General features: G+C 71.8%; 12 protein-coding genes. 6 read left to right on the top strand and 6 right to left on the bottom strand.

The annotated features are described in order from the left end of the window. Window positions 1-53: 53 nt before the first annotated feature. Window positions 54-1874, bottom strand: a complete 1821-nt coding sequence (locus tag AB0I79_RS42565; protein ID WP_357885928.1) for a rhamnogalacturonan lyase — start codon at window positions 1872-1874, stop codon at window positions 54-56. A gap of 354 nt (window positions 1875-2228) precedes the next feature. Between AB0I79_RS42565 and AB0I79_RS42560 the strand changes: the two genes are divergently transcribed. After that, window positions 2229-3758, top strand: coding sequence for an amidohydrolase family protein (locus tag AB0I79_RS42560; protein ID WP_357885926.1), 1530 nt, complete (start codon window positions 2229-2231; stop codon window positions 3756-3758). On the opposite strand, the gene AB0I79_RS42555 is transcribed toward AB0I79_RS42560, so the two are convergent. Beyond that, window positions 3744-5072, bottom strand: coding sequence for an MFS transporter (locus AB0I79_RS42555; RefSeq protein WP_357885924.1), 1329 nt, complete (start codon window positions 5070-5072; stop codon window positions 3744-3746). The genes AB0I79_RS42560 and AB0I79_RS42555 overlap by 15 nt on opposite strands. Window positions 5073-5269: 197 nt before the next feature. Between AB0I79_RS42555 and AB0I79_RS42550 the strand changes: the two genes are divergently transcribed. Then, window positions 5270-6490: a cytochrome P450 gene (locus tag AB0I79_RS42550; RefSeq protein WP_357885922.1), complete on the top strand. Its 1221-nt coding sequence runs from the start codon at window positions 5270-5272 to the stop codon at window positions 6488-6490. A 113-nt stretch (window positions 6491-6603) separates the two neighbouring features. Here AB0I79_RS42550 and AB0I79_RS42545 read toward each other — a convergent pair whose 3' ends face one another. Further along, window positions 6604-7233, bottom strand: a complete 630-nt coding sequence (locus tag AB0I79_RS42545; RefSeq protein ID WP_357885920.1) for a TetR family transcriptional regulator — start codon at window positions 7231-7233, stop codon at window positions 6604-6606. Between the two features lie 78 nt (window positions 7234-7311). On the opposite strand from AB0I79_RS42545, the gene AB0I79_RS42540 reads away from it, so the two are divergent. Then, complete coding sequence (locus AB0I79_RS42540; protein WP_357885918.1) at window positions 7312-7584, top strand: antibiotic biosynthesis monooxygenase; 273 nt, start codon at window positions 7312-7314, stop codon at window positions 7582-7584. A gap of 56 nt (window positions 7585-7640) precedes the next feature. Here AB0I79_RS42540 and AB0I79_RS42535 read toward each other — a convergent pair whose 3' ends face one another. Continuing rightward, window positions 7641-8555, bottom strand: a complete 915-nt coding sequence (locus tag AB0I79_RS42535; RefSeq protein ID WP_357885916.1) for a LysR family transcriptional regulator — start codon at window positions 8553-8555, stop codon at window positions 7641-7643. A gap of 72 nt (window positions 8556-8627) precedes the next feature. Between AB0I79_RS42535 and AB0I79_RS42530 the strand changes: the two genes are divergently transcribed. Continuing rightward, complete coding sequence (locus tag AB0I79_RS42530; RefSeq protein ID WP_357885914.1) at window positions 8628-9017, top strand: RidA family protein; 390 nt, start codon at window positions 8628-8630, stop codon at window positions 9015-9017. Between the two features lie 88 nt (window positions 9018-9105). On the opposite strand, the gene AB0I79_RS42525 is transcribed toward AB0I79_RS42530, so the two are convergent. After that, a complete protein-coding gene (locus AB0I79_RS42525; RefSeq protein WP_357885912.1) occupies window positions 9106-10161 on the bottom strand; it encodes a hypothetical protein in 1056 nt (351 codons plus the stop codon). A 257-nt stretch (window positions 10162-10418) separates the two neighbouring features. Further along, window positions 10419-11483: a hypothetical protein gene (locus AB0I79_RS42520; RefSeq protein WP_357885910.1), complete on the bottom strand. Its 1065-nt coding sequence runs from the start codon at window positions 11481-11483 to the stop codon at window positions 10419-10421. A 379-nt stretch (window positions 11484-11862) separates the two neighbouring features. Here AB0I79_RS42520 and AB0I79_RS42515 point away from each other — a divergent pair, with 379 nt between their 5' ends. After that, window positions 11863-12420 (top strand): DUF6624 domain-containing protein, encoded by a 558-nt coding sequence (locus AB0I79_RS42515; RefSeq protein ID WP_357885908.1) that lies wholly within the window; start codon window positions 11863-11865, stop codon window positions 12418-12420. A gap of 78 nt (window positions 12421-12498) precedes the next feature. Beyond that, a partial coding sequence (locus AB0I79_RS42510; RefSeq protein ID WP_357886208.1) for an alpha/beta fold hydrolase occupies window positions 12499-12771 on the top strand: 273 nt, incomplete at its 3' end.

The following is a 12771-nucleotide window of genomic DNA, read 5'->3' as shown; positions in this document are numbered from 1 at the left end:
CCGCGATCGGCGGCGCGTGCCTGTCCGGTGAGGGGATCCCGTACGTACGGAGGTCAGCGCACGTAGATGTCCGGCCGCGGGGGCGTGGGCATGCGGTCGCCGAGGAAGAAGCTGGTGTGCGGAGGCTGGTTGTAGGCGGTGTTCTGCCAGGCCACCGAGACGCGGTAGAGCGGGTCGTGCATCAGCGTGTAGATGCGCCGGTCCGTCGGCGTGGTGGTGGCGTGGATGCGCAGGGCGCGGTTGTCGCTGGTGGGCCAGATGACCTCCTCGCGCCAGTCGCCGAACAGGTCGGCCGACAGCGACGGGGTGGCCTTGGTGCCGTTGTTGGAGTGCACGCCGGAGGCGGTCAGCAGGCGGGTGTCGGAGCTGGTGCCGTACTTGTCGATCCTGGTCTGGTCGAGCAGCTCCCTGAGCGGGTCGGCGTCCCACCAGATGAGGAAGTTCACCGAGGACGGCTCGCGGCCCGCGCTGTTGCCGGTGACGCTGCGCATCGTGGTGTCCGAGGCGGACCAGAACTCGCCGGCGACCCGGACCGTCGAGATGTCGCCGGCCACGCCGCGGCCGTTGTCGGAGCCCGCGGCGGTGGACCACAGGATGCCGCCGGTGCGCGGGTCGATGTAGAGCGAGCTGGGCTGCGAGGAGGACTCGCTGACCTTGAAGTACTCCAGGCCGGCCCTGGCCGGGTCGAAGTCGCCCAGGTGCTGGGCGTCGCCGTGGCCGGTGCGGGTGGACCACATGCCGGTGCCGTTGTCGTTGACGGCCATGGCGCCGTAGACGATCTCGTCGCGGCCGTCCTGGTCGATGTCGCCGACGGACAGGCTGTGGCTGCCCTGCCCGGCGTACTGGGAGCCGGCCGAGTTGCTGTCGAACGTCCAGCGCTTGGTGAGCGCGCCGTTGCGGAAGTCCCAGGCGGCGATGACGCTGCGGGTGTAGTAGCCGCGGGCCATGATCAGCGAGGGGCGTTCGCCGTCCAGGTACGCGGTCCCGGCCAGGAACCGGTCGACGCGGTTGCCGTAGTTGTCGCCCCAGGAGGAGACCGTGCCGCGGGGCGGGTCGTAGTTCACCGTGGACATGGCGGCGCCGGTCAGGCCGTTGAACATGGTCAGGTACTCGGGGCCGCTGAGCACGTAACCGCTGGAGTTGCGGTGGTCGGCGCCGGAGCTGCCGATGACCGTGCCGGCGCCGTCCCTGGTGCCGTCGGCGGTCTTCATGGCCACCTCGGCGCGGCCGTCGCCGTCGTAGTCGTAGACCTGGAACTGCGTGTAGTGCGCGCCGGCGCGGATGTTGCGGCCCAGGTCGATGCGCCACAACCGGGTGCCGTTCAGCCGGTACGCGTCCACGAACACGTTGCCGGTGTAACCGGACTGCGAGTTGTCCTTGGCGTTGGACGGGTCCCACTTCAGCACGATCTCGTACTGCCCGTCGCCGTCCACGTCGCCGACGCCGGCATCGTTGGCGCTGTAGGTGTAGGAGACGCCGTCCGGGGTGGTGCCGCCGGAGGGCGGCTGGATGGGCACGTCCAGGTACGAGCCGCCGGTGAAGCGCAGGGAGGCGGGCGAGGCGGCCTGCTCGGCCCCGTTCACGACGGCGCGGACGGTGTAGGAGGACTCGGCCGTGGCGCCGTTGTCGAGGTAGTTGGTCGAGCCCGTCAGGCCGGTCGCGACCCTGGTCGAGCCGCGGTAGACGTTGAAGGCGACGCCGTCGGGGTCGGTGCCGAGCAGCCGCCAGGAGACGAGGTTGCCGGAGCCGGAGCGTACGCTGACCAGCCCACGGTCCAGGTCCTCCATCTGCTTGGTCGGCGGTGCGGCTTGGACGGGGTACGCGGTTGCTGCCAGGGCCAGGACGGCGGCCGCGGCGGCCAGGTGTAAGCGCATGGCGGTTTCCTTTACGCTCGGTAAGCGCTTTCCCGATGGGCAAGAAGAAAGTTTCACGAGGCGGGGCGGCGCGGTGATAGCGCTAACAGGACGGCGTGGAGATCGAGGGCGGCGGAAAATGTCGCCCGACCTGCGGGGATGTTCACAGGGGCTCCTTGTCGGCGGCAGGGGTGGCTGGGTCAGCGCCGGGCGTATTTAAAGCCGGCCGGTATGTCGTCCGCAAGAGTGTCCTTGCCGCCGCTTTGACTTCACGCCCGATCCGGATGTCAGCGACCGGCCATGGAACCTAGGCCGGCGAACGACGTTGTATGACATGACAAGATTTATTGACTCTTGCGATGTTGGGTGGGTTACATGGTCGATCTCATCCTCAGTGGTGGCACCGTGTACGACGGTCTCGGGTCCCCGGCCTTCGTCGGCGACGTCGCCATCTCGGGCGGCTGGGTCGTGGAGACGGGGCGGGAGCTCGGGGCCGCGCGCCGGGTGATCGACGTCACGGGGCTGGCCGTGGCGCCGGGGTTCGTGGACGCCCACGCGCATTCCGACCTGGTGCCGCTCATGGCGCAGCCGCAGCCGTTCAAGCTGCTGCAGGGCGTCACCACCGAGGTCAACGGCAACTGCGGCTTCTCCTACGCTCCCGACGCCTCCGTGCTGGCGGAGGTGACCGGCGTCGCCGTGCCCGACTGGATGTTCGCCGAGTACCTGGAGACGATCACGGCGGCCGGGCCCACGAACCACATGGCGACCCTCATCGGGCACTCGACGCTGCGCGCGGCCGTGGCCGGGTTCGACGAGCGCCTGCGTGACGGCGACCTGGAGCGGATGTGCGATCTCGCCGCGGCGGCCTTCGCGGCGGGCGCGTGCGGGCTGTCCAGCGGGCTGATCTACCCGCCGGGCGGTTACGCCGGCACCGAGGAACTGGTGGCGCTGGCCGGCGTGGCGCACGGGTACGGGGCGCCGTACGCCACGCACCTGCGTGACGAGGGCGCGGGGCTGGCGGCGGCGCTGGACGAGGCCATCGAGGTGGCACGGCGGGCCCGCGTGCGGCTTCAGGTGTCGCACTGCAAGGTCGCCGGACGGGCCAACCACGGGCGGGCCCGGATGTTGCTCGACCGGCTGCGCGAGGCACGGATGCGCGGGGTGGACGTGCGCGGGGACCAGTACCCCTACGTCGCGGGCGCGACCGTGCTGGCCGCGCTGCTGCCGCCGTCGGCGCTGGCCGGTGGCCGGGTGCGCGAGGTGCTGGCGGCGCCGGCCGAGCGGGAGCGGCTGCGCGCGCGGGCCGAGGCGGGCGGGACGGGGGCGGGCCTGTGGCAGGACGTCACGCCGGAGGACGTGCTGGTCACCGCGCACGCCGAGCCCTCCTACACCGGCCGCTCGCTGGCCGACATCGCCCGCAGGCTGGAGGTGGACGCCTGGGCGGCCACCTGCGCGCTGGTCGCCGCCGATCCCGCCGCCACGATGGTGGCCTTCCTGATGGCCGAGGAGGACCTGACCGAGATCATGGCCGACCCGCTCATCGGCATCGGCTCCGACAACGGGCTCCCCACCGGCCTGGAGCACCCCCGTACGTGGGGCTGCTTCCCGCGCTTCTTCGGCACGTACGTGCGGGAGCGCGAGGTCGTCTCCTGGGAGGAGGCCGTACGCAAGGCGACCTCCGCGAACGCCGACCAGTTCGCCCTGCGCGGGAGGGGCTGGCTGGGACCCGGGGCCTGGGCCGACATCTGCGTCTTCGACCCGGGCACCATCGGCCATGCCGGCACCTACGCCACCCCCTCGGCCCGGCCGTCCGGGATCGTGCACGTGCTGCTCGAAGGGCAGGTGGTGGTGGAGTCGGGCGAGTTCACGGGCGAGCGCAGGGGTCGCGTCCTACGGGTGCGCTGACCGGGCCTCCTCGCGGGACGCCGCCGTCGCGAGCCGGCGGGCGCGCAGCAGCGGGACGGCGGCGGCCATGGCCAGCGCCGTGGCCAGGACCAGGCCGGGAAGCAGGGGCAGCGGGGACGTCGCGTCCTCCGCGAGCTCGGCGAGCCAGTCGCCGGGCGGGCCCAGGAGGATGGTCCCCGCTGTCTCGCTCAGCGCGACCAGGGCGACCAGCGTGCCGCTGACCCGGCCGAGCAGCCGGTCGGGGGTGATGGCCTGGCGGTGGCTCGTCAGGGCGATGGTGACGACGATCGCGCCGGCCAGCGGGACGAGCTTGCCGGCCGTGTACCAGATGAAGCCGCCGGCCCCGCCTGACAGGGCGAGCAGCAGGGTGAACGGCTGGCTCGCCAGCAGGGCCACCCAGGCCAGGCGATAGGTGCCGAGCCTGCGGTGCAGCAGCACGGCCGCCGGCGGTCCAAGGATGATCGAGCCGTAGCCGATGACCGTCAGGGACAGCGAGAAGTAGCCGCTCGCCGGTACACCGTGCACCAGCGCGTCACGCGCCGCGTCCTCCACCTCGTCGGTGAACTCGGCGGACAGGGTCGTCACCATCAGGCACAGGGCGATCGCCCGCAGCGCCGGCTCGCGCAGGGTGAAGCGCACTCCTTCCATCGCCTCGCGCCAGAGCCCGGCCCGGGACGGCTCCTCGACCGCCTCGACCGCCTCGACCGCCTCGACCGTCTGGGCCGTCTGGGCCCCCTGGACCGGTTCGACGGCCTCGACCCCGCGGAACGCCGCCGCCGCGAGGACCAGCAACGCGCAGACGACGATCACGAGCGCCGGACCCTCGGGCTCGGCCCAGGCCAGCAAGACCCCGATCGCCACCATGACGCCCTGCGGCAGGACGTACAGCAGGGCATTCGCGCTGACCAGGCGGTCGCGGCCCACTATTGCCGGCAGGTACGCCTCCTGACCGACCGGCCCCAGAGCCGTCAGGCAACCCACCATGATCATCCCGGTCGCGGCGGCGGGAGCTCCCGCCGCGTCCCATCCTGCCGCCGCCCCGCGGGTGATCGCGAGCCCCGCCGCGCCCACGAGCGCCAGCGCGACCAGCACCGTACGGCGCCGCCGCGCCCGGTCCACGAGCACCCCGAGCAGCGGCGCCACCAGAAGGGCGGCGACGGTCGCCGCGAGACCGCGCAACTGGTACACGCCCGGCGTCACGGGGGTCAGATCGAGCAACGACGGAGTGCTGAACGTGAGGGCAACGGCGACGAGGGCGACAGCGAGGCCGAAGAGCGGCAGCCGTCGCGGCCGTAACGGGCTAGGAGTGATCATCCGGATATCTTGCTACAACCGCAGGAAAGGGCTTGATGGGCCGGTTCGATGGTGGAGCTGGATGAAGTCATCCCGTAGCAGAAGGTAACTCCGGCGGCAGGTGTCGCCGACTGCGCGGTGACATGACCACGAAGCGGTCTGGCCCGGATCGTCGGTTGAGCGGACAGTTGAAGTCCCTCCGACACGGGAGACTGCGCATGGAACCCCTGCAGATTCCAGTCCCTGGTGAGCGAACGTCGCAGACGATCCGCCGGTTCAGGGACGAAGGCGGACCCGTCGTTCCCATCGAGCTGCCGGGCAAGGTCCACGCCTGGATGGTGACCTCGTACGAGAGCGTCAACGAGGTGCTGGCCAACGACGGCACCCTGTACAGCAAGAGCCATCTCAACTGCCCCGCCATGCACGACGGCACCATCCCCCCTGACTGGCCGCTGCGCCAGCTCGTCCAGGGCGACCACCTGCTGACCAAGGACGGCGACGAGCACCGCCGGCTGCGCGGCCTCATCAACCGCGCCTTCACCCCCGCCAGGGTGGCCTCCATGGCGCCACGCATCCAGGAGATCACCGACGGGTTGCTCGACGGGCTCGCCGGCGAGGGCGAGGTGGTGGACCTCGTACGGCACTTCAGCGAGCCGCTGCCCATCGCCGTGATCTGCGAGCTGTTCGGCGTGCCGGAAGCGGAGCGCTACCAGCTCCGCGAGTGGACGAACGTGCTGCTCTTCCACACCGCCGGCCCGGAGGAGGCCGCCGCGGCGGCGCAGGCGATGCTGGCGTACATGGCCGCGTTCATCGAGCGCAAGCGCGCCGAGCCGGGCGACGACCTGACCAGCGGCCTCATCCAGGCGCAGGAGGACGACGGGGACCGGCTGTCGGACAACGAGATGTTGTGGATCCTGTGGCTGGTGCTCATCGCCGGCCACGAGACCACCGTGCACCTGATCGCGAACACGGTCATCGCCCTGTGCGCCGACCCCGCCCAGGTGCCCGTCACCGACGACCACGACTCCTGGGCGAGGGTGGTGGAGGAGGCGCTGCGCAGCCGTAACTCGGTGCTCAACGTGATGTTCCGCTACCCGCTCAAGGACGTGCAGGTGGCCGGCACGAAGATCCCGGCGGGCGAGCCGATCGCCGTCGCGCTCGACGGGGCGGACACGGACCCGGCCAGGTACGGCGCGGACGCCGCTCACTTCGACGCCTCGCGCAAGCCGGACGTGCACGTCGGCTTCGGCCGCGGGCCGCACTTCTGCCTGGGCGCGCCGCTGGCCAGGCTGGAGATGCGGATCGCGCTGTCGTCGTTGTTCGGCCGCCATCCCGGGCTGCGGCTGGCGATCGGGGCGGACGAGATCCCCTACACGCCGTCGCTCATCACGGAGGGGCCGATGAGGCTGCCGGTGGTGCTCGGGCCTCGCAGCCGGTAGCTGAGGTGGTGCTGGAGAGACGGCCCCTGGAGCTGACTGGTGGGGGTGGTGCCGGACGGCGGGTTCCCGGCGTCCGGCCGGTGGGGTGGTGCTGGAACAGCCGGATCCCGGAGTCAGCCGGTGGGGTGGTGCTGGACGTCCGGATCCCGGAGCCGGCCGGTGAGGTGGTGCTGGACGACCGGGGCCAGGATGGAGGCGGCGTCCTGCCTGGGCAGTGAGGCCAGGGGCCCGATGCGGAGCACGTACCGTGCCGTCGCCACGCCGAGCAGGTAGGCCCCGGTGAGGGCGGCGCGCAGCTCGGGGTCGTCGGCGTCGATGGCCCGCGCCAGGGGCAGCATCACCGCGTCCGTCATGAACGCCGTGACCATGGCCGACGCGCTCGGCGCGGCCGTGGCGGCCCGGATGACGGCCAGCATCCTGGGACCCGTGTGCGGGTCCTCCCACAGCTCCAGATAGCGGCGGGCGAGGCGCATGCCGAGGTCGGCCGCCTCGCCCTCGCCGGCCAGCGTGACCAGGTCCCGCATGGGCGGGTCGGCGCGCAGGGCGGCCTCGAAGAGCCCGTCCTTGCTGCCGAAGAACTGCACCACCAGAGCGGGATCGACGCCCGCCGTCCGGGCCACCCCGCGGATCGTGGTGCCGTCGTAGCCGGAGTCGGCGAAGCTGCGCTGCGCGGCCTCGAGTATCTCCTCGCGCGTACGGGTCGCACCTGGTCGCCGCCCGCCGGCCCGTTTTTGTTGTGGCATGCCCCCAGATTATCTCACCGCTGTTGAGTTTTGTGTGTTACGGTGAACTCAACATCGTTGAGTTAGAGGAGTCCAGCCATGGAGTACCTGCTCATCAGGCAGCGGTTCACCGACTACGACACGTGGCGTGCGGCGTTCGACGAGCTGGCGGAGGTGAGGGCGGCGGCCGGGATGCGCACCGTCCTGGTCACCGTCGACGCCGAGCGGCCGGAGGAAGCGGTCGTGCTTTTCGAATGCGAGGACGCCCAGGCGATGCGGCGGCACTTCGCTTCCGACGCGCTCAAGGAGGCGCACCGGAAGGCGGGCGTCGTGCCCGGCAGCAACCAGGCCAGCGTGCTGATCCCCCGCTGAAGCCTGCTTGCTTCCGGGACGCAGTTCCGCTGATCGGGCATGGCCCGGCCTGAGAGTCAGACCCCTTCCGGGACAGAGCCCCGCTTGAGCACTGTTTCCAGCAGGCCCGTGACGAGCGGGTCGGCGTCGCCCGCGCGCCAGGCCGCCGCCACGCTCGTGCGTACACCGCCCGGCGTCACCCGGCGGAAGGCCACACCCCTGAGCCGGATCCGGCGGATGCTCGCAGGCGCCAGCGACACACCCAGCCCCGCCTCCACCAGCGCACAAACGGTCTGCCACTCCACCGCGTGCTGCGCCACCTCGGGAGTGAACCCGGCGTCCCTGCACATCCCCGTGATCCGGTCGTGCAGGCCGGGCCCGTGCTCGCGCGGCAGCAGCACGAAAGGCGAGCCGGCCAGCCGCGCGAGCTCGACCGTGCGCCCGGCGGCGAGCGGGTGCCCCAACGGGAGCACGGCCACGAACGGCTCGCGCAGCACGGTCGCGAACCCCAGCTCGGGCTCGTCGTCCGGCGGCTCCCGCAGCAGCCCGACGTCGATGCGCCGCTCCCGCAGGGCGGCGAGCTGGGGCGCCGTCGTCATCTCGTGGATCTCGATGCGCACCCGAGGGAAACGTTCCCGGTAGGCGCTCAGCAGCTCCGGCAGGATCGTCAAGGCCAGCGAGGCGGCGAACCCGAGCCGGATCCGCCCCGCCCGGCCACTGCCCACGGCCCGCGCCGCCGCCAGGCCGCCCGCCAGCTCGGCCAGCGCGCGGCGGGCCGCGGGCAGCAGCTCGCGACCGGCCGGGGTGAGCGCGACCCGGCCCGGCGTGCGGCTGAACAGCGCATGCCCCACCTTGCCCTCCAGGCGGCGGATCTGCTGGCTCAGCGGCGGCTGCGCGATACCCAGGCGATCGGCGGCATGGCCGAAGTGCAGCTCCTCGGCGAGTACGACGAAGGCGTGCAGCTGGGCCAGCGGCAGTTCCGGGCGATCCATACCTCTAGAGATATCAGCCCATGGCTCGAGCTGTATTAGACGTATCGGTGCTGGCCACGTACCGTTCCGCGCATGACGGAGCGACGCGCGATCCTCAGCGGTTCCACGTTCGAGGAGCAGATCGGATATGCCAGGGCCGTGGTGGACGGTGACTGGGTGCACGTCTCGGGGACGACCGGGTTCGACTATTCGACGATGACCATCTCCGACGACGTGGTGGAGCAGGCCGCGCAGTGCCTGCGCAACATCGGCCAGGCGCTGGAGGAGGCCGGGTGCGGCTTCGGCGACGTCGTGCGGGTGCGCTACCTCCTGCCCGACCGCGCCGACTTCGAGCCGTGCTGGCCCGTGCTGCGCGAATGCTTCGGCGAGGTGCGCCCGGCCGCCACGATGCTCATGTGCGGCCTGGCGGATCCGCGGATGAAGATCGAGATCGAGGTGTACGCCCGGCGGCGCGCGGCCTGATCTCCCTCGCGGCCGAGGCGGTGGAGGAGCGTGGCGCCGGTCAGTCCGGGGTGCGCGGCGCCGGTCAGTCCGGGGTGCGCGGCGCCGGTCAGCCGGGGTCACGTGCCGCCGCGGCGCCCAGCTCGACGGGCCAGACCACCAGCAGGTAGGACTCGCCCGGCCGGTTGGACAGCCGGCCCTGGCCCCCGTCACGGCCTTGGGCACGGTCGCGGGTGCGGCCGTGGATGCGCAGACCGTAGCGGCCCGCGCCCTGGTAGGTCAGGTTCGGCCGGCGGTCGTCGTCGGTGGTCATGGTCGCGACCTGCATGATGCCGGTCGTCGTGACGAACTCGATCTCCTCGGACTCCTCCCAGCCCTGCGCCTCCATGCGGGGCGGCGACGGTTGCCAGTTGACGTGCACGTCGACCCTGCCCCTGCGTCTCAGCGTGCGGATGACCAGGGAGTCGGGAGCGGCGGCGACCAGACCGGCAGGCAGATCCGGGGCCGGCGCGGTGTCCTGGTGAGGGTTGACGACACGTAAGCGGTGCTCCTCGGCCACGGCCACCGCGCGTGTGGGCGCGGGGACGAGCAGACGCGGCTCCGCCCGTACGAGCCGGCCGGGCTCGTGCTGCGGCAGGCCGTGCCGCTTGGCCCACTCGCGGATCTCTCGCGACTTGTCGGGCAGCCCCAGCTCCTCCGCGACGCCGATCCCGAGCCGGGCGCGAGCCTGCGGCCCGACGTCGATGGGCCACACGGTCACCTGGTAGAACTCCGCCGGCACCCCTGTCACGCCGCCTTCGGCGATGTCCCTGCCGCGGGCGTGCACCCGCATGCCGTAGCGTCCGGGGCCGTGCGCGGTCAGGACGGGGAACCCGCCGGGCGGGTCCGCGCCGAGGCTCACGAGGCGCATCTCGCCCGTGAAGCTGACGAGCTCGACCTCCTCCACCTCGTCCCACCCGTCGTCGGGGCCGGTGGGCGGGGCGTCGGTGAGCCGTACGGTGACGTCCACGACGCCGGTGTGGACGCCGGTCAGGATGACGGCGACGCCGGGCGCCGACGCGGTCAGCCCGTTGGGCACGTCGGACGGCGCGCTCGCGTCACCCTGCTCCTGGATCAGGAACCGGTGGTGGCTCACGTGGACATCGGCCCGGGCGGACGTGCTCATGCGGCGACCCCTTCGGCGCGGACGGCTGCGGCGACCGTGCCAGCGTGCCAGCCGGGTCCGACAGAAACCGTCCGCGGACGGGCCGCCCATGCCCGGCGGCGGCGTCATCGGCACGGTGGGCACGCACAGCGTCGCGCCTTGCCCGGCGGCGTCATCTGCACGATGGGCACGCACCGCGTCGGCGTCGATCGGCGTGACATGGACGCTTACGCGGTTGGCGCCGATCGGCGTGACATGGGTGCCATCCGCGCCCGGTGTCAGCCGGCCAGCTCCTCGAACAGGCTCGTCACGCCGATCGAGTCCAGGAGCGAGGTTGAGGGCCCGCCCGTCGAAGCCGAGCCCGCGCAGAGTGCCGGGTAGGTGGTCAGCGTGCTCAGGATCTGGCTCACGCCGATGACGTCCAGCAGCGTGGCACGGCCCTCCGCCGGGCCGGCCGCACCGGCGGAGGGAGAGCCGGCCGTCACGCAGGAAGCTGGGAGGTTGGTGACGAGCGTTTCGAGATGCTGGGCGACTTCCCCGGTGTCGGTGTCCGGCATGGACGACACTTCCGTGCCCAGGATCGCCGTGGCGTTGCCGCACACCAGCACCCGGCCGATGAGGTCCTCGAACATGTCCCGGGCGGGCGAGACCGGCGCCCCGCCCGCGCTCAGCGGGGAAGTCCCGAGGCGGGGCGCGAGGGATGCCAAGGGGCTGGGAACCGTGGACGCCGAGGTGCTCGGTGCGGCGGAGACCGAGACGCTCGGTGCGGCGGAGGCGGAGACCGAGGCGCTGGGTGCGGCGGAGACCGACGAACTGGGGGCGGCGGACGGGCTCGGGCCCCAGTACCCGGGCTGGCCCGGGCTCGCGCCCCAGTAGCCGGGCTGGCCCGGGCTCGCGCCCCCGGTCCCCGGCTGGTACGTGGCGGCGTTCAGCGGCTGATCCGGCAGAGCGTGTTGCGGCTGCCCGGCCATGATCTGCCGCAGCTGGCCCGGCAGGGCGGCTTGCGGACCGTACGGCACCGCGTGCTGCGCATCCCAAGGCATGGCGTACGGCACCAGAGGCGCGATGTACGGCACCGCGGGAACGGCGGGTGCGCCGGCGCCGGCCGAGAAGAACCCCTGCAGCCGGCTGCCGGTGACGATCGTGTCCATCAGCCCCCTGATGTCCTCGGCGGTGACGGTCCCGGCGAGCGGTGAGGGTGGCGACCCGTTGATGCTCAACACGTCGCGGATGCTGCACTGGCCGGCGGGCTCCCTCTTGGTGTCCTCCGCGAGGGCCGGCGCGGCGGTCGCGAGCAGGGCGGCGGAGGTGGCGGTGACGACGGCAACGGCATGCCGGTACATGATGCTCCCTAAGGGTGATGATCCAGTTATCGCTGCGATCAGTACCCTTAGTGGTGGTTCAACTACTTCATAGTTGGATCTAGCCCTCTTTACACCGGGGCTCTATTGTCACGCTTCGTGAAATCGTTGAAGGTCCCCGTCGTGGCGTACGTACACATCGGGCCCATGGTTGGTACGACGAGTGCGCGGCGGCGACATACCCCGTGAAACACCTGGGAGAAGCACCTCGATGAGGACGACTCCCGGGCGTTGTACTGTGCCAAGAACCGCACCTTGGCCGTTCAGGTCGGCAAGAGCTGGACGTCGGTAGCCTGACCGGACGACCGCCCGCGGTGGCCGTCCGGCCACCGCGGCATCCCCCGGCGGAAGGAGCCGGAGCATGCGCGCGTTCCTCCTCTCCCTGCTCACCACGCTCGCCTTCGTCGCGGCCTGCGGCGACGCCGCGCCCACGAACCCGGCCCTGCGCACCGAACTGCTCGCGATGCTCAAGCTGGACCAGGAGGTAAGGACCCTGGAGGCGTCCCAGGAGGACTGGGACCGCGTGGAGAAGGCGAACACCGACCGCATGCGCCAGATCCTCGACCAGCACGGCTGGCCCGGGTACGAGCTGGTCGGCAAGGACGGCGCGCAGGCCGCCTGGGCGCTCATCCAGCACGCGGACCGCGACCTGGAGCTGCAGAAGCGCGGTCTGGAGCTGATGCGGCGGGCCGCGGACGAGGGCGACGCCGACCCGTCCGACTTGGCCTTCCTCGTGGACCGGGTCCGGGTGGCGGAGCGAAAGCCGCAGGTGTACGGAACGCAGTGGGAGACCGATCCGCAGGGCCAGTGGCGGCCCCGCACCCCCATCGAGGACGAGGCGAAGGTGGACGAGCGGCGGGCCGGCGTCGGGTTGAAGCCCTTGCGCGAGTATCTCGAGGAGCTCAAGTCGGCAGGGTGACTCCAGCTATATTGAAGCGCTGTTACATTGCTGAGAGGAGCCCTCTTGTATCCCCCGATCGAACCGTACGAGCACGGCATGCTCGACGTCGGCGACGGCAACCTCGTCTACTGGGAGGTCTGCGGCAATCCGGACGGCAAGCCCGCCGTGGTCGTGCACGGCGGACCGGGGTCGGGCTGCTCGACCGGCGCGCGCCGCGCGTTCGACCCGGAACGTTTCCGCATCGTCCTGTTCGACCAGCGCAACTGCGGCCGCTGCCGCCCGCACGCCAGCGACCCGGCCACCGACCTCACCCACAACACCACCCGGCACCTGATCGCCGACATGGAGCTGCTGCGCGAGCACCTCGGC

The organism is Nonomuraea sp. NPDC050202 (genome assembly GCF_040656115.1).
Taxonomy (GTDB): Bacteria; Actinomycetota; Actinomycetes; order Streptosporangiales; family Streptosporangiaceae; genus Nonomuraea.
Note: the sequence above shows the minus strand (reverse complement) of the source record. Positions and strands in the feature narration are given on the sequence as shown.